We start from the raw sequence: 25458 nt of genomic DNA, 5'->3' as shown, positions 1-25458 counted from the left end.
AGGCTTCCGGCACCAGCCCCGACGACCACGTAGTGTAGCGACGTTTTGCCTGTTTACAACGTTGTTCCAACGATGTAAAAATAGCCGGAGCTCAGCGGGGTGACGGGCGTCACGCCGCCGAGCGGGTTGCCCCAGTCGTCGGCTGCGAGGAGTCCGCCGTGTCCCCGTCCGTCCCTGCCCGCTTCGCTCTGGTCGCCGGCGCCGCCACGGCACTCGTGCTCGCCGGCTGCACCAGCCGCGAGGAAACCCCGGCCGCGCAAAGCAATGGCTCCGGCCCGGCCGCCTCGGCCGCGTCCGCCGCGCCGAGCGCCGACGGCTGCACCATCGACAAGACCGGCTACCCCAAACTCGACCCGAAGACGGCGATCGTCGGCTTCTCCCAGTCGGAGAAGGAGGCGAACCCGTTCCGGATCGCCGAGACGCAATCCATCCGCAGCGAGGCGGGCAAGCTCGGCATCCCGGCCGACCACCTGCTCACCACGAACGCGCAGAGTGACCTCAACAAGCAGATCTCGGACATCAAATCGCTGCTGGACCGGGGCGCGCAGCTGCTCATCGTGGCCCCGCTGAACTCCGACGGCCTGCAGCCCGCGCTCGACGCGGCGAAGGCGAAGAAGGTCCCGGTGGTCACCATCGACCGGCAGGTGACCTCGAAGGCGTGCACCGATTACCTGACCTTCATCGGGTCCAACTTCATCGAACAGGGCCACCGCGCGGCCGCCGCGCTGGCGAAGTCCACCGGCGGCAACGGCAAGGTCGCGATCCTGCTCGGCTCCTCGGGCAACAACGTGACCACCGACCGCACCAAGGGCTTCAAGGACGAACTCGCGAAGACGCCCGGCCTCACCGTGGTCGCCGAGCAGACCGGCGAGTTCGACCGGTCCAAGGGCCAATCGGTGATGGAACAGCTGATCCAGAGCCACCCGGACCTCACCGCGGTGTACGCGGAGAACGACGAGATGGGCATCGGTGCGGTGAACGCGCTCAAGACAGCGGGCAAGAACCCCGGCAAGGACGTGAAGGTCGTGTCCGTCGACGGCACGCGCAACGCGGTGCAGCTGATCGTGGACGGCAGCTACAACGCGGTCATCGAGTCGAACCCGCGGTTCGGGCAGCTGGCGTTCCAGACGCTGCAGCAGTTCGAGGACGGCAAGCCGATCCCGCCGAGCATCGTCATCACCGACGACTCGTACGACGAATCGAACGCGGCCCAGAAGGTCGGGAACGCGTACTGATGACGAGCGCGGCCGACACCCAGGTGGCGACCATGACCGCACCGGTGCTCGAGGTGTCCGGGGTGACCAAGCGGTTCCCTGGCACCGTGGCCCTCGACGACGTCTCCTTCACCCTGCGCCGCGGCGAAGTCCACGCGCTGGTCGGGGAAAACGGCGCGGGCAAGTCCACTTTGATCAAGGTGCTCACCGGCGTGTACCGGCCGGACGAGGGCGAGGTCCGGCATCTCGGCGAGCCGGTCGAGTTCCGCAGGCCGATCGACGCGCAGCGCGCCGGGATCTCCACCATCTACCAGGAGGTCAACCTCGTCCCGCTGATGAGCGTGGCGAGCAACGTCTTCCTCGGCCGGGAACCGCGCACGCGCACCGGATTGGTGGACTGGTCGGCGATGAACGAACAGGCGCGCGAACTGCTCAGCGGGTACGGGATCGACACCGATGTACGGCGTCCGCTGCACACGCTCGCGGTCGGTGCGCAGCAGATGGTCGCGCTGGCCCGGGCGGTGTCCACAAAGGCCGGTGTGGTCGTGATGGACGAGCCGACCTCGTCGCTCGAACCGCGTGAAGTGGACACTTTGTTCGAGGTGCTGGCTCGGTTGCACGCCGACGACATTTCAGTGCTCTATGTGAGCCACCGGATGGACGAACTGTATCGGGTGTGCGACAGCGTCACGGTGTTGCGCGACGGCCGCGTGGTCCACAGTGGACCGCTGAAGCCGTTGCCGCGCATCGAATTGGTGTCGATGATGCTCGGCCGGGAGATCCGGCAGATCCGCGCTGAGGGCGTCACGGCGTTCGGCGAGGAGCATCATGCGGAGAAGGAACCGTTGCTGCAGGCCTCTCATCTATCCGGAGGGAACAAGCTGCACGATGTTTCGGTGAGCGTGCGGCCGGGTGAGGTCGTCGGATTGGCGGGACTGCTCGGGTCTGGCCGAAGCGAGACTGCGCGGGCTGTCGTCGGGGCTTTCCCGCTCGACGGCGGCACCGTGCTGCTGGCCGGGAAGCCGTTGAAGCGCGGGAAGATCTCCGCCGCGATGCGGGCCGGGATCGCGTTGCTAGCCGAAGATCGCAAGGCGGACGGGATCATTCCCAACCTGTCCGTACGCGAGAACATCGTGCTCGCCGCGCTGCCGCGACTGTCCACTTTCGGCTTCGTCAGCAGGTCCAAACAGGACCGAGTGGTGAAGACGTTCATGGAACGGTTGCGGATCAAGGCTTCCAGCCCGGAGCAGAAAGTGTCCGAGCTGTCCGGCGGCAACCAGCAGAAGGTGCTGCTGGCGCGTTGGCTCGCCACCGGGCCGAAAGTGCTGCTGCTGGACGAGCCAACGCGTGGCATCGACGTCGGAGCCAAGGCCGAGGTGCAGGCGCTCATCGATGAACTGGCCCAGGACGGCCTCGGTGTGTTGCTGATTTCGTCCGAGCTGGAGGAGATTCTCGACGGCGCCGACCGGGTGGTCGTGCTGCGCGACGGCAGCGTCGCCACCGAACTGGCCGGGGACGCGGTCACCGAGGACAACGTGCTGGCGGCGATTGCTGCAGGGGGTGACAACGATGTCGACCGCGACACTGACGAGACCTGACCGCGCCCGCGTCACGAGCTGGCTGCAGAACTACGGCGTGTACCTGGCCGTGGTCGTGCTGCTGCTGTTCAACATCGCGTTCACGAAGAACTTCCTCTCCGCGGCCAACTTCCGCACGCAGCTGGTGCAGGCCGCGCCGGTGTGCATCGTCGCGCTCGGCATGGCGCTGGTGATCGGCACCGAGGGCATCGACCTGTCCGTCGGCTCGGTGATGTCGGTTGCCGCCGCGCTCGTCCCGCTGTACCTCGGGGCCGGGCCGGTGATGGTGATCGTGGTCGCGTTGATCGCCGGGGTCGCTTCCGGACTGTTCAGCGGGTTTCTGGTGGCGCAGCTCGGCATTCAGCCGATCATCGCCACGCTGGCCCTACTGGTCGGCGGTCGGGGGCTGGCGCTCGTGATCGCCCACGGACAGCTGGTGCAGCTGCACAACCCGGACTTCCTCGCGCTCGGCACCGGCGACGTCCTCGGCGTGCCGATCATGGTCCTGGTGGCCGCAGTTCTCTCCGTGCTGGCCGGATTGTTGGTGCGGCGCACCACGTTCGGCCGACACTTGGTCGCAGTCGGCGGCAACCGTCCTGCTGCGACACTCGCCGGCCTGCCGGTGAAACGCGTCCTGATCGGCGTGTACGCCATGTCCGGTGCGCTGGCGGCGATCGCTGGCGTGCTGTCCACCGCACGACTCGCGGCGAGCGATCCCAACGATCTCGGCCTGCTGATGGAACTTTCCGCGATCACCGCGGTGGTGGTCGGCGGAACTCCGCTCACCGGCGGCCGGGTACGCGTACTCGGCACGGTGTTCGGCGCACTGCTCATGCAATTGGTGCACGCCACGCTGATCAAGCACAACCTGCCCGATTCCGCCGCGCAAATGGTGCAGGCCGCCATCATCGTCGCCGCGGTGTACGTCGCCCGGGAACGGAGCACGCGATGATCGCGACCACCGCCGCCCCGCCGTCGGAACGGGGTGCCGCGTTCGCCGCAGTCCTGCAACGCCAAGGCGCGGCCGTGGTGCTCGTACTGGGCGTGGCTGCCGCGTGGTTTGCCTTCCCGCGCTTCGGATCGGCGGACAACCTGCGCGATCTCGCGTTGCAAAGTTCTTTCCTGGCAGTGATCGCGCTCGGCATGACGTTCGTGATCATTTCCGGCGGGATCGATCTGTCCGTCGGCTCGGTGTACGCGCTCGGCGGGGTGCTGGCCGCATACGGCTCCCGCTACGGTCTGGTCGTCGCGATCCTGCTGCCGTTAGTCGTTTGTGGACTGATCGGGTTCGTCAACGGTCTTCTCATCGCCCGCACGAAGATGGCACCGTTCATCGTCACGCTCGCGTCGTTGTTGTTTGCTCGCGGGCTCTTGCTGGCCTTGACCAACGAGGGAGCGACAACGTACAAAGTGGAGCCGGGATCGGCGTTGCTCTGGCTGGGGCAAGGCAAGATCTTCGGCATCGGCGTACCGGTGTATCTCGCTTTGGTCCTTTTCGGACTCGGCGGGCTGCTGCTGCGCCGGACCCGGTTCGGCCAGTCGGTGTTCGCTCTCGGCGGCGCGGAACAGTCCGCGTTGCTGATGGGCCTTCCGGTGGCCCGCACCAAAATCACCCTCTACACGCTCAGCGGCACGCTCGCCGGATTCGCCGGCGTGCTCACCGCGGCGTATCTGCAATCGGGCGTCACCGTGCTCGGCGTCGGCACGGAATTGGACGCGATTTCCGTCGTGGTCATCGGCGGAACGCTGCTCACCGGCGGCGCGGGAACCGTCATCGGCACGCTCGTCGGCGTGCTGCTGAAGACGCTGATTCAGAACGTCATCAACCAGGTCGGCACTCTCGATTCCAACTACCAGACGGTGGTCAGCGGCGCGTTCCTGCTGGTCGTCGTCGTGATCCAACGGCTGCTGGCCCGCTCCCGCCGGTCTTGACCCCGTGCCGCTCCATCCGCGCTGATCCACCTTTCACCAGGAGGTTCGACGATGGTCCGTCCTGCCCGCAGACCCGGCCGTTTGGCCACGGTGGCCGCCGCGCTCGCCGTGGCCGTGTCCGGGTTGTCGAGTGTCCCCGCCGCTGCGGCAGATCCGCCGGGGTGGCAACGCCTCACCCCTCCCCTGACCACCCCGTGGACCAACCAAGTTTCGCCGAGCAACGCCCTTCCCGAATACCCGCGCCCGCAGCTGACCCGCGACAACTGGCAAAACCTCAACGGCGTCTGGGAATTCTCCGCCGCCAAACCGGGCGATTCGCCGCCGATCAACCGCGGTCTCGACGAACGCATTCTCGTTCCTTATCCGGTCGAATCGGCGTTGTCGGGCATCATGCGGCACGAAACGTCGATGTGGTACCGGCGGACGTTCCAGGTGCCGAAGAACTGGCACGTCGGCGGTCGCGACCAGCGGCTGATCCTGCACTTCCAGGCGGTCGACTACGACACCACGGTGTGGGTCAACGGCCATCAGGTCGCGCGCCACACCGGCGGTTACGACGCGTTTTCCGCGGACGTCACCAATGCGCTGACCGCGGGGAAAGACCAGGAAGTCGTCGTCGGTGTCACGGATCCGAATGACGCGGGCGGGCAACCGCTTGGCAAGCAACGCAAACCCGGCGACGGAATCTTCTACACCCCGTCGTCCGGAATCTGGCAAACCGTCTGGATGGAACCGGTGACCCCGGCTTACATCTCCAAAGTGGACACTACGCCAGACGTCGCCAACGGTTCGGTCACCGTCAACACCGTCGTGGGCGGACCGGTGAAGCAACGCGTGGAAGCCGTCGCCTACGACCACGGCCGCGTCGTCGGCCATGTGTCCGGACCGGCGAACACTCCGTTGAAGCTCAAGGTGAACCGGCCGCATCTGTGGACTCCGGACGATCCGTTCCTGTACGACCTGCGCGTCTCACTGTCCTCTGGGGACAGTGTCGGCTCGTACTTCGGCCTGCGGTCGGTCTCCATCGGAAAGACCGCGGACGGCAAGCAGCGGATGATGCTCAACGGCAAGTTCGTGATGCAACTCGGCCCGCTGGACCAGGGTTTCTGGCCGGACGGCATCTACACCGCGCCCACCGACGCGGCGTTGAAGTTCGACCTGGAGCAGGAGAAGGCGCTCGGGTTCAACATGGTGCGCAAGCACATCAAGGTCGAACCTGACCGCTGGTACTACTACGCGGACAAACTCGGGCTCATGGTGTGGCAGGACATGCCCGCGATGAAGGACGACATCGAGGCGACACCCGCGTCGCAGGCGAACTTCGAATCCGAACTGCACCGGATGATCGACCAGCACCGCAGTTTCCCGTCGATCGTCACGTGGGTCCCGTTCAACGAGGGCTGGGGCGACTACGCGGTCGGCCGGATCGCCGACCAGGTCAAGGCCTGGGACCCGACGCGGCTCGTGGACGCCGAGTCGGGCGTGAACTGCTGCCGGTCCGAGCCGGACAGCGGGCGCGGCGATCTCTACGACGACCACACCTACACCGGCCCCGGAACCCCGGTGCCGGACGCGACACGCGCCGCGGTCGACGGCGAGTACGGCGGCCTGGGCCTGAAGGTCGACGGACACCAGTTCGACCCGGCCGGCAGCTTCGCCTACGAGATGGAACCGGACAGCGCCACGCTCACCCGGCGCTACGCCGAACTCCAGCAACGCCTCCTGCTCGCCGGACGGCAATGCGGAGTGTCGGCAGGCGTCTACACACAGACCACCGACGTGGAGAAGGAGGTCAACGGCTTCTTCACCTACGACCGTCAGGTGAAGAAGATGGACTTCGCCGCCGTCCGCGCCGCGAACCAGTCGGTGATCAAGGGCGTTGACGGCTCGCCGCAACAAGGGCCGGTGATCCCGCCAGGCACTCCCGGTATCGACGGAATCGCCGCGTACCCGTTCGACGAGAACAGCGGCACCACAGCGGCCGACACCGTGGGCCACCACGACGCGACGCTCGTCGGCGGCGCTTCCTGGACCGCCGGACACAGCGGTTCGGCCCTCGCGGTGAACGGCTCCGGCCAGTACGCAGACACCGGTGCCGCGCTCGCGAAGACGGACCTGAGCTACAGCGTCGCGGCTTGGGTGAAGTTCAACGCTGTCGGAGACGGGTTCCAGACCGTGGTGAGCCAGGACGGCAACGACCACAGCGCGTTCTTCCTGCAGTACTCCGGCGCGGACCACAAGCTGGCGTTCAGCTTCATCGGCACGCGAGCCCTCGCGCCGGTCACGCCGGAGGCCGGGCGCTGGTACCACCTGGTCGGTGTCCGCGACGCCGCTACCGGGCAGCTCGCGCTGTACGTGGACGGTCAGTTGGCCGCGTCGAAGAGCGTCTGTCTCGGCGAGGCGTCCACCGGACACACGGTGATCGGACGCGGGAAGTACGGCGGGAACCCCGTCGACTTCCTGAACGGGGCAGTTGACCAGGTGCATGTGTACGACCGGGCGTTGTCTGCTGCGGAGGTGGCCAAGCTCTACGCTTCCTGACGCTTGATGAACGGAGCGCCTGGACCTGTTTCGCAGGTCCAGGCGCTTTTCTTTCTCCGCACTGTCGCGCAAGCGACCATCGGTGCGGCGGCGGCTATCTAGGACTTGCCGCCTTGCTCGCCTGAGACTCGCTTCGCCCGCACCCGCCGGTAACTCCAGATCAGCAACGCGAACAAGATCAAGCTCGACAGAATCAGGCTAGTCCCCGTACTCCACCCGCTCAGCGGCAGCGACCGGACCGTCCCCCACACGATGCCCGCGGCCAGCAGCGCGAGCCCGGCCAGCACGGAACCGGCGATCCGCCACGGCGAAGACACACTGTCCTCGGCGGCTTGCATCGCCCGCGTCCGCACTGGGTCGACAAATCGCTGCAGCGCCGGGAACTCCGCGGCCAGCACCAGCAATCCGGCGAGCACCAGCAGCAGTCCCGGCCCCGGCAGCACGAGCAGCACGACCCCGACGATCACCAGCACTCCGCCGACGACCGAGAAGAGCGCCCGGCGCACTGGCTTGCCCAATCCCATCGGGTTAGTGTGCCGTGCGACTCGCAGTGCTGCCAGGCGAAACCTTGCCGCACTGTCCATACTGGACTCACCCGGGCGCCCGGTCCCGCGGCGGAGCACGCGTTTTTTGTCGGTGCTGAATGCTTAGCTGCTCAGCGTGGTCGAATCACTGCCTGACCTCATCCTCCGCTGGCAGGCGGGATGGGGCGCATCCCGAGGCTTCCGCCCTGCCGAACAAGCCCGAGGCGGGCTGCATGTCCTCCTCGAGCAACCGGACCGGCATCGCGAGATCGTCGCGCTGTCCGCCGAACCCGACGTCCTGCGCGGTCTCGCCGACGAGGTGGCCGCAGCTTCGCTCCCGTCCTGGCTGACGGTGCCGACCAACCGGCCCGAGTCAGTCGAGGCGATCGTGCGCGAGGCTGGCCTGAAGCTGCGCGACGAACGCGAAGCGCTCATGACCATTCCCCTGCGTCGGCACCCATCGCGCCCAGCTCCGCCGCCCTACACGTGCGCGACCGCCATGAACGGAACAGTGTTCGAAACCGTGCTGCGACATCCCGATTCCGGCGTAGCAGCACGCGGAACCATGGCCGTGGTCGGCACCGACGCGATCGCGGACCGAATCGCCACCGAGCCCGAACACCGCCGCCGCGGCCTAGGCAGCGTGGTGATGAGCGCGCTCGCGGAAAGCGCCCTGGCGTGTGGCGCGACCACGGGGATTCTCGTCGCGACCGCGGATGGTCAACAGCTGTACTCAGCGCTGGGCTGGTCCACGCGCGCCACCGTCCTCATCGCCCAGACCCCGGCAGGCTGACATGGAATGGCTCACCGACACCCGGACTTCGTACGACACCGTCGCGGAGGACTACGCCGCGTTCGTACGCGACGCTTTCGCCGAACAGCCGTATCTGCTTGCCGCACTGGTGTTATTCGCCGCGCAAGTCAGCGACGGCCCAGTCGCCGACATCGGCTGCGGCCCCGGCCAAGTGACCGCCCGCCTCAACGAACTCGGCGTGGCCGCGTACGGCGTCGACCTGTCGCCCGGCATGATCGAGGTCGCCCGGCGCGACTATCCCACGCTGCGCTTCGAGGTCGGCTCGATGACCGACCCGCTGCCCACCGCTTCACTGGCCGGAATCGTGGCGTGGCAGTCGATCATCCACTTGCCGGACGTGCTGGTCCCGGGCGTCTTCGCGAACTTCCGCCAAGCCCTGCGTCCCGGCGGATTGCTGCAACTGCTGTTCCATGTCGGCAACGAAACCCGGCTCAAAACCGAAGGCTACGGCGGCCACCCGATGAAGCTCCAGGTGCACCGCCGCCCACGAGAACGTATGACGACATGGCTGCGCGACGCCGGGTTCACCGTCGAGGCCGAACTGCTCCTCGACCCGCAAACCCCGGCGCCGCAAGCCATCCTGACCGCCAGGAGCCGTCAGTGACCAGCCAGCAACTGCTCGAACGACACCGACGCATACTCGTCGTCCGGCTTAGCCTCAGGCGCTGCCGCGACCAACTGCGCCAGCTCGCGGCCAGCCCGTTCCACGCGCTGCTGCAACGCACCGGTCGCCTCCACGCTGCCCCAGTCCGACGACGCCGCGTACACGCCCGTCGCAACCACTGTCGCGCGAAGGTAAGCGAAGAGCGGCCGCAGCGCGAAGTCGAGCGCGAGCGAATGTCGTTCCGTGCCGCCCGTCGCGGCGAGCAGCACCGGCTTGCCGTCGAGCGCTTCCTTGTCCAGCACGTCGAAGAACGATTTGAACAGCCCGCTGTAGGAAGCGGTGAACACCGGCGTCACGGCGATCAGGCCGTCCGCGCGCGTCACGGTGTCGATCACTTCCCGCAGCTGCGGGCTGGGGAACCCGGTGAGCATGTTGTTGGTGACGTCCACCGCGATGTCGCGGAGTTCGAACACCTTCACCGTCACGTCGTCGTCGACCAAGGCGGCGCGGGCGGCCTCGGCCAGCCGGTCGGCCAGCAGCCGCGTCGACGACGGCTGGCTCAACCCCGCGGTGACCACGGCGATAGTGCGTGCAGTCATGACCTCTCCACTCAGTCCGGAGTACCCGGGTCAGGCGTTGACCGCCTGAGCCGCCTTCAGCGATTCGTGCGTGGGCGCGTCCGGCACGTGCGCCGGGCGCTTCGCTTCCAGTTCCTTGCGCAGCACCGGCACGACCTCCTCGCCGAGCAGGTCGAGCTGCTCCAGCACGGTCTTCAGCGGAAGGCCGGCGTGGTCCATCAGGAACAGCTGGCGCTGGTAGTCGCCGAAGTGCTCGCGGAAGGTCAGCGTCTTGTCGATGACCTGCTGCGGGCTGCCGACGGTCAGCGGCGTCTGCTCGGTGAAGTCCTCCAGCGACGGGCCGTGCCCGTACACCGGCGCGTTGTCGAAGTAGGGCCGGAACTCGTTCCACGCGTCCTGCGACTTCGGCCGGATGAACGCCTGCCCGCCGAGCCCGACGATGGCCTGGTCGGCCTTGCCGTGCCCGTAGTGCTCGAAGCGCTGCCGGTAGAACGCGATCAGCTGCTGGAAGTGCGAGGTCGGCCAGAAGATGTGGTTCGCGAAGAACCCGTCGCCGTAGTAGGCGGCCTGTTCGGCGATCTCCGGGCTGCGGATCGAACCGTGCCAGACGAACGGCGGAACGCCGTCGAGCGGGCGCGGGGTCGAGGTGAAGCCCTGCAGCGGGGTGCGGAACTTGCCCTGCCAGTCGACGACCTCCTCGCGCCAGAGCTGGTGCAGCAGCGCGTAGTTCTCGACGGCCAGCGGGATGCCCTCGCGGATGTCCTTGCCGAACCACGGGTAGACCGGGCCGGTGTTGCCGCGGCCCATCATCAGGTCGAGCCGCCCGTCGGCCAGGTGCTGCAGCATCGCGTAGTCCTCGGCGAGGCGCACCGGGTCGTTGGTGGTGATGAGGGTGGTCGACGTCGAGAGGACGATCTTCTCCGTCCGCGCCGCGATGTTCGAGAGCAGCACCGTGGGGTTCGCCGGCGCGGCGAACGGCGGGTTGTGGTGCTCTCCGACGGCGAAGACGTCGAGGCCGACCTCTTCGGCCTTGAGCGCGATCTTGACCATCGCCTTGATGCGCTCGTGCTCCGTGGGCGTGACGCCCGTGGTGGGGTCGGTCGTGACGTCGCCCACCGAGAAGATTCCGAACTGCATGACCGCTCCCTAGCCGGTTGCTTCTTACCTTGCTTGTCGACACAACTACTCGCGTGGAAGATGTATTCCGACGGGACTATACCGGTGACCTGGGACACGCTGCGGGACGCCGCCGGGGGCGCAGCGGCCAGTTCCTGTCAGGGGGTGCGGATATCCTGCAGTACGGTGACGGCCCGGGGCCCCTGCTCCGGCCGCCTGTTTGCCCACCGAACAGCTCGCCTCGATCCGGGAGAACGACCTCGTGACCGCTGAGACTCTGTACGGGGCCGATGACCTGACCCACCTCGAGGGACTCGAGGCGGTTCGCAAGCGCCCCGGGATGTACATCGGCTCCACCGACAGCCGGGGCATCAACCACCTCTTCTCCGAGGTCGTCGACAACTCCACCGACGAGGGCGTGGCCGGCCACGCCTCGCGCATCGTCGTCACGCTGCACGGCGACGGCAGCGTCCAGGTGGACGACGACGGCCGCGGCATTCCCACCGGCGTGCACGCCAAATCCGGCCTCTCCGGCGTCGAACTGGTGCTGACCCGGCTGCACGCCGGCGGCAAGTTCGGCGGCTCCGGGTACAAGACGTCGGGCGGCCTGCACGGCGTCGGAGCCTCGGCGGTGAACGCGCTGTCGCACCGCTTCGACGTCACGGTGAAGCAGGACGGCAAGATCCACCAGATGTCGTTCGCGCACGGCGTGCCCGGCGTGTTCGACGGCCCCGGCGCGAAGGCGAAGTTCACCCGCCGCTCCGGGCTCAACCTCGTCGGCAAGATGAAGCGCGGCGAGCGCAGCGGAACGTCGATCCGCTACTGGTACGACGCGCGGTACTTCGAGACCGGCGCGGTGCTCGACGTCGAAGGCGTGCGCGCGAAGCTGCGCAACACCGCGTTCCTCGTGCCAGGCGTCACGTACGTGCTGCGCACCACGTTCGAGGACACCATCAACGAGGAGACCTTCCACTTCCCGAACGGGCTGTCGGACATGGTCGACTTCCTCGCCCCGGACAGCGAAAAGCCCGTCTGCGGCACGCTGATGATCACCGGCGAGGGCACGTACAAGGAGAACGCGGCGGACGCCAACGGCGTCATGCAGTCCAATGTGGAGCGACACGCCGAGGTCGAGGTCGCGCTCCGCTGGGGCACCGGCTACGAGCGCACCGTGGAGTGCTTCACCAACACGATCCGCAACGTGCACGGCGGCACGCACCGGCGCGGGTTCGACCGCGCGGTCACCCGCGCGCTGCAAGACGTGATCGGCAAGACGCGCGGGCTGCTCAAGGCGAAGGAGGACCCGCCGACCACCGAGGACGTGCTGGAAGGCATGACCGCGGTGATCCACGTCCGGCTGCCGGAGCCGCAGTTCACCTCGCAGACCAAGGACGAACTGTCCACGGCGGGCATCACGCGCGTCATCCAGGGCATCGTCGACAAGCAGGTGCGCGCCTGGACCGAGGACCGGAAAACCAAGTCCGAGGCCAAGATCGTGCTGCAGAAGGTGGTCGACGCGGCGCGCGTGCGGCTCACCCAGAAACAGCAGAAGGACGCCGCCCGGCGCAAGACCGCGCTCGAAGGCGCGGCCATGCCGCCGAAGCTGGTCGACTGCCGCACCACCGGCGTCTCGCGCAGCGAGCTGTTCCTGGTGGAGGGCGACAGCGCGCTCGGCTCGGCGCGGATGGCTCGGGTGTCGGAGTACCAGGCGCTGCTGCCGTTGCGCGGCAAGATCCTCAACGTGCAGAAGGCGTCGCTGGGCGACACGCTGAAGAACGCCGAGATCGCGTCGATCGTCCAGGTGCTCGGCGCGGGCACCGGCCGCACGTTCGACCTGTCGACGATGCGCTACGGCCGGGTGATCCTGATGGCGGACGCGGATGTCGACGGTTCGCACATCCGCACGCTGCTGATCACGCTGTTCGCGAAGTACATGCGCCCGGCGATCGAGGACGGCAGGCTGTACGCGGCCATGCCGCCGCTGCACAAGATCACCACGAAGGGCCGCGGTTCGGAGACCATCTTCACCTTCACCCAGCGCGAGATGGAGCAGAAGGTCGCCGAACTCGAAGCGGCGGGCAAGACAGTCGTCACGCCGGTGCCGCGGTTCAAGGGCCTCGGCGAGATGGACGCCGACGAACTGTGGGAAACCACGATGAACCCGGCGACGCGCTCGGTCCGGCGGATCACGCTGGAGGACGTCGAGGCCGCGGAGCTGGCGCTGGAACTGCTGATGGGCGAGAAGGTCGAGCCGCGGCGCAACTGGCTGGTCGAATCGTCCGACCGCGTCGACCGCGACGCCATCGACGTCTGAGTTTTCCGTTCGTTCCCAAGGAGTTGTGAGCCATGGCTCGCCGTAGCAAGACCCCGGTGACCCGGGTCGACCCGAGCGCGTTCGACTCGCCGGGCGCGCAGGTCTTCGACAACCCGCTGAAGACGGAGATCGAAGACTCGTACCTGGAGTACGCGTACTCGGTGATCCACTCGCGCGCCCTCCCGGACGCGCGCGACGGCCTGAAGCCGGTGCACCGCCGGATCCTGTTCTCGATGAACGAGAACGGCTACCGCCCGACGCACGCGTACGTGAAGTCGTCACGCGTGGTCGGCGACGTCATGGGCAAGTACCACCCGCACGGCGACGTGGCGATCTACGACGCGATGGTCCGGCTGGCGCAGGACTTCTCGATGAACGCCCCGCTGATCGACGGGCACGGAAACTTCGGTTCCCCAGACGATGGACCGGCCGCCTCGCGATACACCGAAGCCCGGATGTCGAACGAAGCGATGCTGCTCGTCGGCGAACTCGGCGAAGACACCGTCGACTTCCGCCCGAACTACGACGGTTCGCTCGAAGAGCCTTCGGTGCTCCCCGCCGCATACCCGAACCTGCTGGTCAACGGCACGTCCGGGATCGCGGTCGGCATGGCGACCAACATGATCCCGCACAACCTCGGCGAGGTGATCGGCGCCGCGCGGTGGCTGATCAACCATCCGAACGCCACGCTCGACAAGCTGATGGAGTACGTCCCCGGCCCCGACCTGCCCACCGGCGGCAGCCTGCTGGGCCTGGACGAGGTCCGCAAGGCCTACGAAACCGGCCGCGGCGTGGTCCGGATGCGCGCGAACGTCGAAACCGGCCCGCTGGAAGGCAGCCGCGGACGGCAGGCCATCACGGTCACCGAGCTGCCGTACGGCGTCGGCCCGGAGAAGGTGATCGAAAAGATCACCGACGAGGTCAACAAGTCCAAGCGGCTCACCGGAATCGCGGACGTCAAGGACCTCACCGACCGCGAAAACGGCACGCGGCTCGTCATCGAGTGCAAGGTGGGCGTCAACCCGCAGGCGCTGCTGGCGGACTTGTATCGCCTCACGCCGCTGGAGCAGTCGTTCGGCATCAACAACCTGGTGCTCGTCGACGGACAGCCGCAGACGCTCGGGCTGAAGGCGCTGCTGGAGGTCTTCCTGCGGCACCGCTACGAGGTCGTCACGCGGCGCACGCGCTACCGCCGCCGCAAGCGCGAAGAGCGCCTGCACCTGGTCGACGGTCTCTTGGTCGCGCTGCTGAACATCGACAAGGTCATCCGACTGATCCGCGAAAGCGAAAACGCGGCCGCCGCGAAGGACGGCCTGATGACGAAGTTCAAGCTGTCCGAGATCCAGGCGACCTACATCCTCGACACTCCCCTGCGCCGCCTGACGAAGTACGACCGGCTGGAACTGGAAAACGAGCAGGAAAAGCTGCGCGCGGAGATCGCCGAGCTGACCACGATCCTCGAGGACGAGTCGGTGCTGAAGAAGCTCGTCTCGACGGAACTGGCGAAGATCGCCAAGGACTTCCCCACCGAACGCCGCACCCGCCTCATCGACGGCGACCTGAAGGAAGTCCTGGCCGCCTCGAAGCCGTCCGGCCCGCTGGAGGTCGCCGACGACCCGTGCCAGGTGATCCTGTCGGCCACCGGCCTAGTCGCCCGCACCGCAGCGGAATCCGAAGAGGCGTCGGAAGTCCGCCGCCGCAACGGCCGCGTAAAACACGATGCCGTATCGGCCGTCGTACACACCACCGCGCGCGGCCAAGTGCTGCTGGTGACAAGCCGAGGCCGCGCCTTCAAGACCGATGTCCTGCCGCTCCCCGTGCTCCCAGAGCAAGCAGGCACGGTGTCTTTGCGCGGCGGTATGGCAGCAAAAGAACTGGTACCGCTCGAAAAGGGCGAACGGGTCGTAGGCATCGCCCCTCTCGGCGAACAAGCAGGAGACTCGCCGGGCTTGGCCATTGGCACCCGCGCCGGCGTGGTGAAGGTCTGCGCGCCAGACTGGCCAGTCCGGTCGGACGAATTCGAGATCATCACCCTCAAGGCAGGCGATGAGGTCGTAGGCGCGACCTGGCTGACGGACGGAAACGAAACCCTGGCCTTCGTCTCGTCGGACTCGTCACTGCTGCGCTTCGCCGCCAGCCTGATCCGCCCGCAAGGCACCAAGAGCGGCGGCATGGCAGGAGTGAAACTGTCCGCGAACGCGAACGCGGTCTTCTTCGGAGCAATCCGCACCGACGACGAAGAACACGGCGAACCGATGGTGGTGACGGCAACGGGCCAGAGCGTGAAGGTCACGCCGTTCAGCGAATACCCGGCAAAGGGCCGAGCCACCGGCGGCGTGCGAACCCACCGGTTCCTCAAGGGAGAAACCCAAGTCCAGGTCGCATGGATCGGCCCCCGCCCAGCAGGCGCGAGCCGCACCGGAGACCCGGTAGAACTCCCCGAGATCGACCTCCGCCGCGACGGCTCAGGCCACGCCCACCCCGGCCCGGAAGTGGTGGGCCACCTCATCGAACGCGGCTAAGCCCACGGCTGTGGCGGTCCGGGTGGATCGCCACAGCCGTGTGTGCTGATTTCCCGGCCAGGCGACGGAAACACCCAGCCCCGCCCCGCCGAACGCGGCCAGCACGACGGCGGCGTGTGGGCGATCAGGCATGGATCGCCCGCACACCACAACCGCGACCCGTGCACCCCCGAACACGTCTCACGGCAGCGGGATGCCGCCGATCCAGCATGGATCGCCACACCGCGACCTGCCGCTTTTCCGCCCAGACAAAGGAAACACCCAGCCCCCGCACCCTCGAACGCCGCCGGCGGTGTGCGCGAACCAGCACCGACCGGGGAAGGCACGGGGAGATGGCAGTTTGTGATGCGCGGGCAGCGGAACAACAAGGCGCGGCGATCCCGCATCAGTCCGGAAGCGCGCGGCGACACGGCGGTTCGCAGCGCGCGGGCAGCGGAACAACCAGGCGCGGTATCCCCACAGCGATTCGGGAGCGCGCGGCGACACGGCGGTCCGCAACGTGCGGGCAACAGAACAACCAGGCGAGGTATCCCACATCGGTCCGGGAGCACGCGGCGACACGGCGGTTCGCAACGTGCGGGCAGCGGAACAACGAGATGTGGTGATCCAGCATGGATCACCACAAACCGTGCCGGGAGTGGCTGCGGGCCCATTGACTGAGCGGGGCCTTGCGCCACACCACAACCCACCGCCGCCCCGCACCCCCGGCTAACAACAACGGGGCGCGGCGATCCAGCATGAATCGCACACCACAAACCGCCGCCTCCCCACCCAACGCTCGGAAATACCCAGCCCCCTCCCTGCACCCCGATACGAAGCCAAAACACGGCGCGGAGGTGCTTGTCAAGGCATCTTTCCCGCCTTGACAAGCACCCCCGAACCGTCAGCACTGAGGTTTCCCCCGGGGGTCGGACACCGGGTTTCATGCCGCGTGGGCGTGGTGGTGATGGTAGTTCAGGCGGGTTTCGTGGGGTGTGCGGTAGTCGAGTGTGGAGTGCAGGCGGTGGTGGTTGTAGTAGGCGAGGTAGGCGAAAACCGCTTGCCGGGCTTGGTGGCGGGTGGTCCAGGAGCGGGCGCCGATTTCGGTTTTGAGGGTGGCGAAGAAGGATTCGGCGGCGGCGTTGTCGTAGCAGGACCCGGTCCGGCCCATCGACGGGCGGATGCCGTGCGCGGCCAGGGCGGCGCGGAATTCCGTTGAGGCGTATTGGGTGCCGCGGTCGGAGTGGAACACCGCGCCCGGGCCGGCCAGGCCGCGGTCCGCGGCGAGCGCGATCGCGTCGCGGACGAGGTCGGCGCGCATGTGCTCGGCGAGGGCGTGTCCGACGATTTCGCGGGTGTGCAGGTCGAGCACGGTCGCGAGGTAGAGCCAGCCTTCCTGCGTGGGCAGGTAGGTGATGTCCCCGACCAGCCGCTGCCCCGGCGCGTCGGCGGTAAAGTCGCGGCCGATCAAATCCGGCGCGGCCGAGGTCTTGTCCCGTCGGGTCAACGACCGGGGTTTGCGCCGGGTGATCCCCGTGATGCCGCGTTCGCGCATCACCCGCTCGACCCGCTTGTGGTTGACCGTCTCGCCGCGGCGGCGCAGTTCCGCGGTGATTCTCGGGCTGCCGTAAGCACCCCGGTGGGCTGCGTGGATCCCGGCGATCTCCCCGGCCAGCCGGTCCTCGGCCGCAGCCCGCTGCTCGCGGGCCGGGCCGGCGGCGAGCCATTCGTAGAACCCGGGACGGCGCACGCCCAGGACACGGCACAGCCGGGCGACGCCGTAGGCGGCGCGGTGGGCGGAGATGAACCGGTAGCTGCGGGTCAACGATCCATCTCCTGCGCGAAATAGGCGGCCGCTTTGCGCAGGATCTCCTTCTCTTTCTCCAGCTCCGCCACCCGCGCACGCAACGCGCGCAGTTCGCGTTCCGCGACGTCCCCGCCGGTCGCGGCGGCCTGCTCGGCGCGGTCGGCGGCCCGCACCCACGTCCGCAGCGTCTCGTGATTCACCCCCAGCTCACGAGCCACCTGCGCCAACGGACGAGACGACGACCGCGCCAACGCGACCGCATCCCGCCGGAACTCCTCCGAATACCTCGACGAACCAGACACAACAACATCCTTCCCCAGGCCAAAAGCCAAGGATCAGAGTGTCCGGCACACCGGGGGAACCTCACACAATCAAGCTTCGGGGTGCCCCACCGCAACCCGAGACGCGATGTCGCCGCCAGGCGACGAGCCGTCAATTAGCACAAGCCCCAGTAGCAACCCGAGCAGTCTGCGACGGAGCAGCATCAACCTCACTACGCACCTGATCCGCGGTCAACGTAAACCCAGTATCCGGATCCTCAACCGCAGCCCCGAAAACCACCCCGATGACATCCCCGTCAGGAGTAATCATCGGCCCCCCAGAGTTCCCGCTCCGCACAGTCCCGCGAACGGTGAACACATCCCGCTGCACAGTATTAGCGTCGTAAATATCCGGCCCACGCAAGTTAATCCGCGTCCGAACCCGAGCAGGCGTAGCGGTATAAGGCCCATCCAACGGATACCCCAACACCACCGCATTATCCCCAGCCTTCGCGGTCTGCGACGCGAACGGCAACACCGGAGCCTTCAACCCAGGCACCGCCAACACGGCAACATCAACCTCAGGATTGAAATAAACAACCCGAGCCCGATAATCCCCCGAAGTCGACTCAATCCCGACCTCATCAGTCCCCGCCACCACATGCGCGTTAGTCATAACCCGCTGCGGCGCAACCACAAACCCACTGCCTTCAAGCGCCCGCGAACAAGACGGCGCATTCCCCCGAATCTTCACCACACTGGGATGCACCCGCTTAGCCACCGCGGACACATTCAACGAAGTATCAGGCGGCGGCGTATCCGCGGAAGGAGCCTTCTCAAACGGCGACAACGCGGACGGAAACCCAGAAGCATCCAGCAACTTCCGCAAATCACTGGGAAGCCCCTGCGCCTCAGCAGGCATCAAATCATTGACCTCGCCGAGCACCACCGACGAATTGATCGACTTAGCCAACCCAGGAATCGCCGACACGGTCGTCAGCGGATTCGCCACCAACCAAGCAACCACGAACACCGCAGCGGCCTGCAAGATCGCGCCAAGAGTCTTGTCGATACCGGAAAGCTTGTCCGGTTTGATCTTCTGCCGCAGCTTCCGCCCAACCCACACCCCGAGCGTCTCGCCAAGCACGATCAGAAACACAACCACCGCGAACGCGAACGCCACCTTCGCCACGGGACTGTCGAAGAGGCTGATCACGAACGGTGCCAGCTTCACCCCGGCCACCGCGCCCAGCGCGACGCCTACGAGCGCGGGCAGCGCGACGATCACGCCCTGGAACGCGCCGGAAACCGCCGCCATGACCGCGAGCAGCAGGACGACGACATCGACCCAGTTCACCGCGCCGTCACTCCTCGATACTGCCGTCCCGGACCGCCGACCGGCCCTGATGTTCGGCCCACGCTACGTCAAGCTCGCGCACATCGCCGGTGTCCCACGCCCGCTCCCAGCCGCCGAGCGACAACAGCACGGACAGCAGACCGGCGGTGAAACCCCACACGAACAGGCCGTCGACGGTGAACGCCGGCCCTCGCCACGACGCGTCGCCGCGGCGCACGGTGAACCGATTCGCCGGGTCCGCGAGGTCGGCCAGCGAAACCCGAGCGACCGCCGCGGTCTCGGCCGGATCGACCGCGCGCACCGGCGACGGGGTGTGCCAGTGCGCCAGCACCGGCGTGACCGCGAACTTCGACACCGGCACGAACAGCTCCGGCAGCACCGCGACCGGCAGGATCCCCGACGGGTCGACGCCGGTCTCCTCCTCGGCCTCGCGCAGGGCCGTGCCGACCGGGCCGTCGTCGCCGTCCTCCGCGCCGCCACCGGGGAACGAAACCTGCCCGGCGTGCGAGCCCAGAGTGTCCGCGCGGCGCTGCAGCAGAACGTCCGGACCGTCCCCGCCAGGCCGTTCGCCGAACAGGATCAGCACCGCGGCGGCGCGGGTGAGCAGGTCTTCCGGCGGACTGAACCGGGTGAACGTGCGGCTGTCGACCTCGGCGGACACCTTGACCAGCGGCCGCAGCCATTCCGGCACGGCTTCGGGTTCGACGAGCGGTCCGGTCATGAGTTGTCCTTCACAGCAGCGCGCACCTGGTCAGTGTTGTCGAACAACCGCGGGTTCGCGATGAACCGGACCTGGCCGTCCGCGGTGACCAGGTACGACGCGGGCAACGACGAGGGCGCCTTGAGCGCGGTGCGGATGGGACCGGTCTGGCCGTCGCCGTCATAGAGCGACGGAAGATGCACACCGAGTCGCGTGAACAAGCCCAGCCCGTCGGCGGCCGGGCTCGCGACCTGCACGCCGACCACGCGCACCGCGCCCGGCTCGGCGGCGTACCGCTGCAGCACCGGCAATTCCGTGCGGCACGGCTGGCACCAGGACGCCCACACGTTGACCAGCACCGGACCGCCGCCGAGGACCTTGCCGACGTCCACCCGGGAACCGTCGCCGAGGCAGTCCGCCTCGATCCCGGACAGCTGGCCGACCTCCTTCGCCGCGGCGGGCGGGCAAGCCTGGAGCTTCGCCGCCCCGCGCGCGGCAGTGAGGTCGCCGGAAGCGGGTGGCGCGGAAGTCGCGTCGCCGCCGCGAAGCGTCAGGACCGCGACCAGCGCGGCCACCGCCAGCACCGCGACCCCGAGCGCCCATTTGGTGACTCCAGTCACCCGCGCGCCGCCAGCTCGAGGATGTGGTCCTTCTCCGGGCCTTTGACGAGCTTCGCGGCCACTTCGAACTCAGGGGGCCCAGCGCCGAACGAGGGGCAGTCCTTGCGCAGCGGACACGCGCCGCAGGCCGGTTTCCGCGCGTGGCACACGCGGCGGCCGTGGAAAATCACGCGGTGGGACAGCATCGTCCACTCTTTCCGCGGGATCAGCTCGCCGACCGCGTGCTCGACCTTGACCGGATCCTCTTCAGCGGTCCAGCCCCAGCGCCGCACGAGGCGGCCGAAGTGAGTGTCCACTGTGATTCCAGGCACGTCGAAAGCGTTGCCGAGCACGACATTCGCGGTCTTGCGGCCGACGCCGGGCAGCGTGACGAGGTCGTCCAGTTTCTTCGGCACCTCGCCGTCGTAGCGCTCCACGAGCGCCGCGCCGAGACCCATCAGCGAATTCGCTTTCGCCCGGAAAAACCCGGTCGTGCGCAGGTATTCCTCGAGTTCGGAACGCTCGGCTCCGGCGTAATCGGCCGCGGTGCGGTACTTCGCGAACAACGCGGGCGTGACCAGGTTCACCCGCACGTCCGTGGTCTGCGCCGACAACACCACCGCGACCAGCAGTTCCAGCGGATTCGTGAAGTCCAGCTCGGCCTTCGCGTCCGGATAAACCTCGTCGAGGCAACGTTTCATCCGCCGGGCGCGTCTCACGAGGGCGAGCCGGCTTTCTTCGCGGTCCGCGCGGGGCCCGTTCGGGACAACAGGGGGCACCCCGATAGCCTACGGGCGAGTCGGACGAGCCGGTCGGGAGCATCCGCCGGTGGACGGCCGAACCGCCAGAGCACCACCTCTGCGGGCCGCGCGTCCGCCCTGAGCGAGGATCTGGAGATCCATGACCGAGTGCGTCACCGACAACAGCGGAGCTGTGGCATGACCGTGTGGTTCGTGATCTTGGTCCCGCTGGTGATCATGTTCTTCGCGTTGTTCATGGAGCGGGTCGAGAGCAGGCTCAAGCACGTCGCGGTCCAGGAGAACGAGGTCGAGGAGTTCCTGGAGCAGGCTCAGCCCAACGAGGTCAGGGCCCTTTACGGGCACGGGATCGGCCGCGCGCTCGAGCTGTTCCGGCTTCGCCGGCTCGGCGGACGGGCAGCCAGGCTACGCGCGCGCAAGGTGCGGAGTTAGGCTGCTCAGTCGGACGTGATCGTTCCAGGCAGCCGCGCCCGGCGCGGCGAGCCGACGAGCGATCTGCCCGACACGCCCTAGACTGACGCGAAAGTGATCGGCGACACTGCCTTCGGCCTGCGAAGGAAGTGATCGTTTCTCGACGAGGAGGCACCCGAGGTGGACGAAACCCTGGCCCGTGCGGGCATTTTCCAGGGTGTGGAGCCGGCAGCGGCGGAGGCGCTGGCCCAGACCTTGGAATCCGTGGAGTTCCCCCGCGGCCATGTCATCTTCAACGAGGGCGAGCCGGGCGACCGGCTGTACATCATCCAGTCCGGCAAGGTGAAGATCGGCCGCAAGTCCCCGGACGGCCGCGAGAACCTGCTGTGGATCGCCGGTCCGTCCGACATGTTCGGCGAACTGTCCATCTTCGACCCCGGCCCGCGCACGTCCGGCGCCACGACGGTCACCGAGGTCCGCGCGGTCACCATGGACCGCCCGGCGCTGCGGCAGTGGATCGCCACCCGCCCGGAGATCGCCGAGCAGCTGCTGCGCGTGGTCGCGCGCCGGCTGCGCCGCACGAACAACATGGTCGCGGAACTGATCTTCACCGACGTCCCCGGCCGCGTGGCGCGTGCGCTGCTGCAGCTGGCGCAGCGCTTCGGCAGCCAGGAGGCGGGCCTGCTGCGGGTCACGCACGACCTGACGCAGGAAGAGATCGCCCAGTACGTCGGCGCGTCCCGCGAGACCGTCAACAAGGCGCTGGCCGACTTCGCCCACCGCGGCTGGCTGCGGCTCGAGGGCAAGAGCGTCCTGATCCTGGACCCGGAGCGGCTCGCTCGCCGCGCCCGCTGATCTTCCCCCGAGTGGGTTAATCCGCACGGGTTTTTCGAAGGCCACCTCCTACTGGGGGTGGCCTTCGTGCAGCTATCCCCCACACGAGCGGCATTCCGCTCGCGCCCCGTGTCGCCGCCGGTTTCCGCGCGTCCGGCCAGGAAAATGACAAGGAGCCGGGCGCCACCCCCGACGTGGCGCACCGGCTCCTCGCCTGCGCACGGATCATCCCCCGACGACCCGCGCTCCCCGCCCTCCGGACCAGGCCCCGACCCATATGCCGGAGGGAGCTGGGTGCTGCAGTGCTGTCCAGCCCGCAGGCGGGCTGTCGTTCAACCATCACGGCCAAAACTCACGAATTCAAGGCCATTCACCCTCAAGGACGCCAAGACCGCGTCTTCGTTGCACTAGTTCACGAAGAATCCAGCTGCTGTTACCGGATCGAGACCTCTAGTTCGCGCAACCGCGCCACCACCGTCGCCGGAGCGGGTTGCCCGGCGATCTGGTCAGCGAGGGACTCGGCGGACGCCCGGTACTTCCGGTCGGCGAGCACCGCCTGGACCGCGTCGAGGATCCCGTCGCCGGAGTCGGCCACGATTCCGGCTTCCGCCGCCCGCACCTGCGCGGCGACTTCGAAATGATCAGACGCCAGCGGCGAAACCACCAGCGGCACCCCGTGCGCGAGCGCGCCGAGAACGGTCGCCGAACCGCCGTGGCAGACCACCGCGTCGACCGCGGGCAGCAGCTGGGTCTGCGGCACGAACTGCTCGATCCGCACGTGGTCCGGCGGCTCGCCGAAGCGGCTGGCATCACCGTCCCGGCCGATCGTCACCACGACGTTCACCGGCTCGTCGCGCAGGGCGGCGACCATTCCTTCCAGCACGCCTGGTCGCGCGTTGTGGGTGGTGCCGAGGGTGACGTAGACGGTCCGGTCGTACGGCAACTCGTCGAGCACCGACGGACGCGGACCCGGCGTCGGGACCACGTCGGCGGGCAGGAGCGGCCAGCGCGTCGAGTACTCCCACAGGACGTCGGCCGGGATCAGTCCCTCGGGCCAGAAGTCCAGGTACGGCACGGTGTCGCGGGGCGGCAGCCCGTCGAGGCCTCGCTGGCGGACCAGGCCGTTCGCGACTTCCCAGGCTCGCTCCATCGTCGCGGCGGACTTCGGCGGACCGATCGCGTGCATCGCGTACGGGACGCCGACCAGGCACGCAGCCATCACAGCCGCGCGTTCAGCGAGGTTCGCGATGATGAAATCGGGCCGCCAGTCGCGGACGAACTCGACCATGTCGTCGAGCCGTGCGGCCGCGCCGAGGCCGACCATGTACTCGGCGACCAGGTGGGAGAGCCGCTCGTCGGCGGTCATCCCGGCCATCTCTTCGCGAGCCCGTTGCCACATCGCGGACGCGGCGGCAGGATCGCTCGGCCGTCCTACGGAGACGGCCTGCAGCCCGGTGTTTTCCAGATACCGCACGGCTTCCGGACCGGTCACGAACGCGACCTCGTCCCCGGCTTTCCGTGCTGCTTGGGCGAACGGCAGCATCGGCGCGATATGGCTGTACCCAGCTCCGGAGGAGAACATCAGCCGCATCGCGCGAGCGTAGCGACTGACCCGATCGGGCGTGACCAAGACGACCAGAAAATAACTGGTACCTCCGTACCAATTTCGCCATACTAGTACGCGTGTCCCAGTCTGCCCATTCCGAAGGCCGCACCACGCTCGCCGACTACCGTGCCGCGCTGACCGCCCCTGGCTCTCGCGGCCCGGTGATCGCGTCGATCCTCGCCCGGCTCCCGATCGCGATGATCGGCATTTCCGCGCTGCTGTACGTGCAGCGCGAAACCGGTTCGTTCGCCGCGGCCGGGCTGGTCTCGGCGAGTTCGCTCGCCGGGGTCTCGGTGGGCGCGGTCGTGCAGGGCAGGCTGATCGACCGATTCGGGCCGAGCCGCCCGCTGCTGATCGTCGCCGCCGTGTTCGCGCTGTCGATGGCGTCGCTGGCGGTCGCGATCGAGGCGCATCTGCCGACGTTCGCGCTGATCCCGCTGGCCGCCGCGACCGGGCTTTCGGAACCGATGGTCGGCTCGGCGTCGCGGGCGCTGTGGACGAAAATCCTGCCGGAAGGGCCTGCCCGCAACGCCGCGCTGTCGTACGAAGCGATCAGCATGGAGGTCTTCTTCATTCTCGGCCCCGGCATCGCGGGCCTGCTGATCACCGCGCCGTGGGCGGGCACCGGCATGGTCGTCGGCTCGATCACCATGGTCACCGGCGCGGTGCTGTTCGCGCTGAACCCGACCGTGCGCGCGTGGGGACCGGCCCCGAAGGCCAAGACGCCGCTGCTCGGCGCGCTGGCCAGCCCCGGGATGCGGACGCTTGCCTTGGCAGCGCTCGGTTTCGGCATGGTGATCGGGTTCGTGGAGGTCGCCGTTCCGGCCGCCGCAACGGAATCCGGCCACCCTTCGCTGAGCGGTTTGCTGCTGTCGGCGTGGTCGCTGAGCTCGGTGGCGTTCGGGGTGGCCTACAGCCTGCACCCGTGGCCGCGCCGCCTCGGCCTGCGCCTGCCGGTTCTGCTGGGCGGTTTCGGTGCTTTCGTTGCGCTGCTTGCCCTTCCGTCGAGCCTCTGGGCCCTTGCGCTGCTGATGCTGCTGGCCGGCGCGATGATCACGCCCCAATCGACGACCCACTCCGCAGCGATCGAGGTCGTCGCCCCGCGCGGCACTGCGGCCGAGGCGTTCGGGTGGGTCCTCACGGCGGTCACGCTGGGTCTCGCGGCCGGGCAGTCGGTGAGTGGCTACCTGGTCGAGCATTCCGGGACCGCTTCGGCATTCTTGGCCGCCGGTGTTGCTGGCGTCGCGTTGGCCGGCGTCGTGTGGCTGCTGCGCGGGACCGTGCGGGCTGCCTCGCCCGCGGTTGCTGACCCCGCTCTAGTTGGGGCTGCAGGCTAGGCGTCTCGCACCCACGCTGACCTTTCCGCAGCTCAACTGCCTTGGCTCGCGTTTTTGTCGGTGGTCGCCGTTAC

Annotated in this window: 21 protein-coding genes; 12 read left to right on the top strand and 9 right to left on the bottom strand. The window is 67.9% G+C overall.

Going from position 1 to position 25458, the window contains the following annotated elements; all coding sequences use genetic code 11:
* The first annotated feature begins 158 nt into the window (after nt 1-158).
* The 5 genes from ACWDNU_RS11340 to ACWDNU_RS11320 are packed head-to-tail and all read left to right on the top strand — an operon-like array spanning nt 159 to nt 7264.
* A complete protein-coding gene (locus ACWDNU_RS11340; RefSeq protein ID WP_449668688.1) occupies nt 159-1235 on the top strand; it encodes an ABC transporter substrate-binding protein in 1077 nt (358 codons plus the stop codon).
* Complete coding sequence (locus ACWDNU_RS11335) at nt 1235-2812, top strand: sugar ABC transporter ATP-binding protein (RefSeq protein ID WP_449668687.1); 1578 nt, start codon at nt 1235-1237, stop codon at nt 2810-2812. The genes ACWDNU_RS11340 and ACWDNU_RS11335 overlap by 1 nt, the downstream gene beginning before the upstream one ends.
* Nucleotides 2784-3743: an ABC transporter permease gene (locus tag ACWDNU_RS11330; protein WP_037712597.1), complete on the top strand. Its 960-nt coding sequence runs from the start codon at nt 2784-2786 to the stop codon at nt 3741-3743. The genes ACWDNU_RS11335 and ACWDNU_RS11330 overlap by 29 nt, the downstream gene beginning before the upstream one ends.
* Nucleotides 3740-4723 (top strand): ABC transporter permease, encoded by a 984-nt coding sequence (locus ACWDNU_RS11325; RefSeq protein WP_370940039.1) that lies wholly within the window; start codon nt 3740-3742, stop codon nt 4721-4723. The genes ACWDNU_RS11330 and ACWDNU_RS11325 overlap by 4 nt, the downstream gene beginning before the upstream one ends.
* 51 nt (nt 4724-4774) lie before the next feature.
* Complete coding sequence (locus ACWDNU_RS11320; protein WP_449668686.1) at nt 4775-7264, top strand: LamG-like jellyroll fold domain-containing protein; 2490 nt, start codon at nt 4775-4777, stop codon at nt 7262-7264.
* Nucleotides 7265-7362: 98 nt separating this feature from the next.
* Here the strand turns inward: ACWDNU_RS11320 and ACWDNU_RS11315 are convergent, their stop codons facing one another.
* A complete protein-coding gene (locus tag ACWDNU_RS11315; RefSeq protein WP_449668685.1) occupies nt 7363-7788 on the bottom strand; it encodes a PGPGW domain-containing protein in 426 nt (141 codons plus the stop codon).
* A gap of 136 nt (nt 7789-7924) precedes the next feature.
* On the opposite strand from ACWDNU_RS11315, the gene ACWDNU_RS11310 reads away from it, so the two are divergent.
* A complete protein-coding gene (locus ACWDNU_RS11310; RefSeq protein WP_449668684.1) occupies nt 7925-8581 on the top strand; it encodes a GNAT family N-acetyltransferase in 657 nt (218 codons plus the stop codon).
* A gap of 1 nt (nt 8582) precedes the next feature.
* The gene (locus ACWDNU_RS11305; RefSeq protein WP_449668683.1) at nt 8583-9206 is read left to right on the top strand and encodes a class I SAM-dependent methyltransferase; all 624 of its coding nucleotides are present in this window, start codon (nt 8583-8585) and stop codon (nt 9204-9206) included.
* Here the strand turns inward: ACWDNU_RS11305 and ACWDNU_RS11300 are convergent.
* Entirely contained in the window at nt 9200-9805 is a 606-nt protein-coding gene (locus ACWDNU_RS11300) for an FMN reductase (RefSeq protein WP_116205165.1), read from the bottom strand. The two genes, ACWDNU_RS11305 and ACWDNU_RS11300, sit on opposite strands and share 7 nt — an antisense overlap.
* 30 nt (nt 9806-9835) lie before the next feature.
* Nucleotides 9836-10921 carry an LLM class flavin-dependent oxidoreductase gene (locus ACWDNU_RS11295; protein WP_370940044.1) on the bottom strand — a complete coding sequence of 362 codons (1086 nt, stop codon included), beginning with the start codon at nt 10919-10921 and terminating at the stop codon, nt 9836-9838.
* Between the two features lie 241 nt (nt 10922-11162).
* Here ACWDNU_RS11295 and ACWDNU_RS11290 point away from each other — a divergent pair, with 241 nt between their 5' ends.
* Nucleotides 11163-13214 carry a DNA gyrase/topoisomerase IV subunit B gene (locus tag ACWDNU_RS11290; protein WP_449668682.1) on the top strand — a complete coding sequence of 684 codons (2052 nt, stop codon included), beginning with the start codon at nt 11163-11165 and terminating at the stop codon, nt 13212-13214.
* Between the two features lie 32 nt (nt 13215-13246).
* Entirely contained in the window at nt 13247-15736 is a 2490-nt protein-coding gene (locus ACWDNU_RS11285; protein WP_370940046.1) for a DNA gyrase/topoisomerase IV subunit A, read from the top strand.
* 922 nt (nt 15737-16658) lie between these two features.
* Here the strand turns inward: ACWDNU_RS11285 and ACWDNU_RS11280 are convergent.
* The 5 genes from ACWDNU_RS11280 to nth all read right to left on the bottom strand — a co-directional run bounded on the left by ACWDNU_RS11280 (nt 16659) and on the right by nth (nt 21139).
* A protein-coding gene (locus ACWDNU_RS11280; protein ID WP_449668681.1) for an IS3 family transposase occupies nt 16659-17824 on the bottom strand; the annotation gives its coding sequence in 2 pieces (ribosomal slippage) (nt 16659-17555 and nt 17558-17824; 1164 coding nt in all).
* A gap of 130 nt (nt 17825-17954) precedes the next feature.
* Nucleotides 17955-19139, bottom strand: coding sequence for a MarP family serine protease (locus ACWDNU_RS11275; RefSeq protein WP_370933490.1), 1185 nt, complete (start codon nt 19137-19139; stop codon nt 17955-17957).
* A gap of 7 nt (nt 19140-19146) precedes the next feature.
* Nucleotides 19147-19860: an NUDIX hydrolase gene (locus ACWDNU_RS11270; protein WP_449668680.1), complete on the bottom strand. Its 714-nt coding sequence runs from the start codon at nt 19858-19860 to the stop codon at nt 19147-19149.
* A complete protein-coding gene (locus ACWDNU_RS11265; protein WP_449668679.1) occupies nt 19857-20459 on the bottom strand; it encodes a TlpA family protein disulfide reductase in 603 nt (200 codons plus the stop codon). Before ACWDNU_RS11265 ends, ACWDNU_RS11270 begins: the two co-directional genes overlap by 4 nt.
* Nucleotides 20456-21139 (bottom strand): endonuclease III, encoded by a 684-nt coding sequence (nth, locus tag ACWDNU_RS11260; protein WP_449668747.1) that lies wholly within the window; start codon nt 21137-21139, stop codon nt 20456-20458. Before nth ends, ACWDNU_RS11265 begins: the two co-directional genes overlap by 4 nt.
* Nucleotides 21140-21376: 237 nt before the next feature.
* On the opposite strand from nth, the gene ACWDNU_RS11255 reads away from it, so the two are divergent.
* Together ACWDNU_RS11255 and ACWDNU_RS11250 are read left to right on the top strand one after the other, a co-directional pair.
* On the top strand, nt 21377-21628 hold the full coding sequence (locus ACWDNU_RS11255; protein ID WP_037369289.1) for a hypothetical protein: 252 nt from the start codon (nt 21377-21379) through the stop codon (nt 21626-21628).
* A gap of 159 nt (nt 21629-21787) precedes the next feature.
* Complete coding sequence (locus ACWDNU_RS11250) at nt 21788-22462, top strand: Crp/Fnr family transcriptional regulator (RefSeq protein ID WP_009084463.1); 675 nt, start codon at nt 21788-21790, stop codon at nt 22460-22462.
* A gap of 412 nt (nt 22463-22874) precedes the next feature.
* On the opposite strand, the gene ACWDNU_RS11245 is transcribed toward ACWDNU_RS11250, so the two are convergent.
* A complete protein-coding gene (locus ACWDNU_RS11245) occupies nt 22875-24032 on the bottom strand; it encodes a glycosyltransferase (RefSeq protein ID WP_449668678.1) in 1158 nt (385 codons plus the stop codon).
* Between the two features lie 92 nt (nt 24033-24124).
* Between ACWDNU_RS11245 and ACWDNU_RS11240 the strand changes: the two genes are divergently transcribed.
* Nucleotides 24125-25384, top strand: coding sequence for an MFS transporter (locus ACWDNU_RS11240; protein ID WP_449668677.1), 1260 nt, complete (start codon nt 24125-24127; stop codon nt 25382-25384).
* Nucleotides 25385-25458: the final 74 nt, after the last annotated feature.

This window comes from Amycolatopsis sp. NPDC003676 (assembly GCF_053587275.1).
Note: the sequence above shows the minus strand (reverse complement) of the source record. Positions and strands in the feature narration are given on the sequence as shown.

What these genes read in the sequence shown, in the direction of transcription:
- ACWDNU_RS11300 (WP_116205165.1), bottom strand. Translation starts at nt 9,805, where the DNA reads ATGACTGCACGCACTATCGCCGTGGTCACCGCGGGGTTGAGCCAGCCG.
- ACWDNU_RS11325 (WP_370940039.1), top strand. Translation starts at nt 3,740, where the DNA reads ATGATCGCGACCACCGCCGCCCCGCCGTCGGAACGGGGTGCCGCGTTC.
- ACWDNU_RS11245 (WP_449668678.1), bottom strand. Translation starts at nt 24,032, where the DNA reads ATGCGGCTGATGTTCTCCTCCGGAGCTGGGTACAGCCATATCGCGCCG.
- nth (WP_449668747.1), bottom strand. Translation starts at nt 21,139, where the DNA reads ATGAAACGTTGCCTCGACGAGGTTTATCCGGACGCGAAGGCCGAGCTG.
- ACWDNU_RS11255 (WP_037369289.1), top strand. Translation starts at nt 21,377, where the DNA reads ATGACCGTGTGGTTCGTGATCTTGGTCCCGCTGGTGATCATGTTCTTC.
- ACWDNU_RS11305 (WP_449668683.1), top strand. Translation starts at nt 8,583, where the DNA reads ATGGAATGGCTCACCGACACCCGGACTTCGTACGACACCGTCGCGGAG.
- ACWDNU_RS11295 (WP_370940044.1), bottom strand. Translation starts at nt 10,921, where the DNA reads ATGCAGTTCGGAATCTTCTCGGTGGGCGACGTCACGACCGACCCCACC.
- ACWDNU_RS11320 (WP_449668686.1), top strand. Translation starts at nt 4,775, where the DNA reads ATGGTCCGTCCTGCCCGCAGACCCGGCCGTTTGGCCACGGTGGCCGCC.
- ACWDNU_RS11330 (WP_037712597.1), top strand. Translation starts at nt 2,784, where the DNA reads ATGTCGACCGCGACACTGACGAGACCTGACCGCGCCCGCGTCACGAGC.
- ACWDNU_RS11315 (WP_449668685.1), bottom strand. Translation starts at nt 7,788, where the DNA reads ATGGGATTGGGCAAGCCAGTGCGCCGGGCGCTCTTCTCGGTCGTCGGC.
- ACWDNU_RS11285 (WP_370940046.1), top strand. Translation starts at nt 13,247, where the DNA reads ATGGCTCGCCGTAGCAAGACCCCGGTGACCCGGGTCGACCCGAGCGCG.
- ACWDNU_RS11270 (WP_449668680.1), bottom strand. Translation starts at nt 19,860, where the DNA reads ATGACCGGACCGCTCGTCGAACCCGAAGCCGTGCCGGAATGGCTGCGG.
- ACWDNU_RS11335 (WP_449668687.1), top strand. Translation starts at nt 1,235, where the DNA reads ATGACGAGCGCGGCCGACACCCAGGTGGCGACCATGACCGCACCGGTG.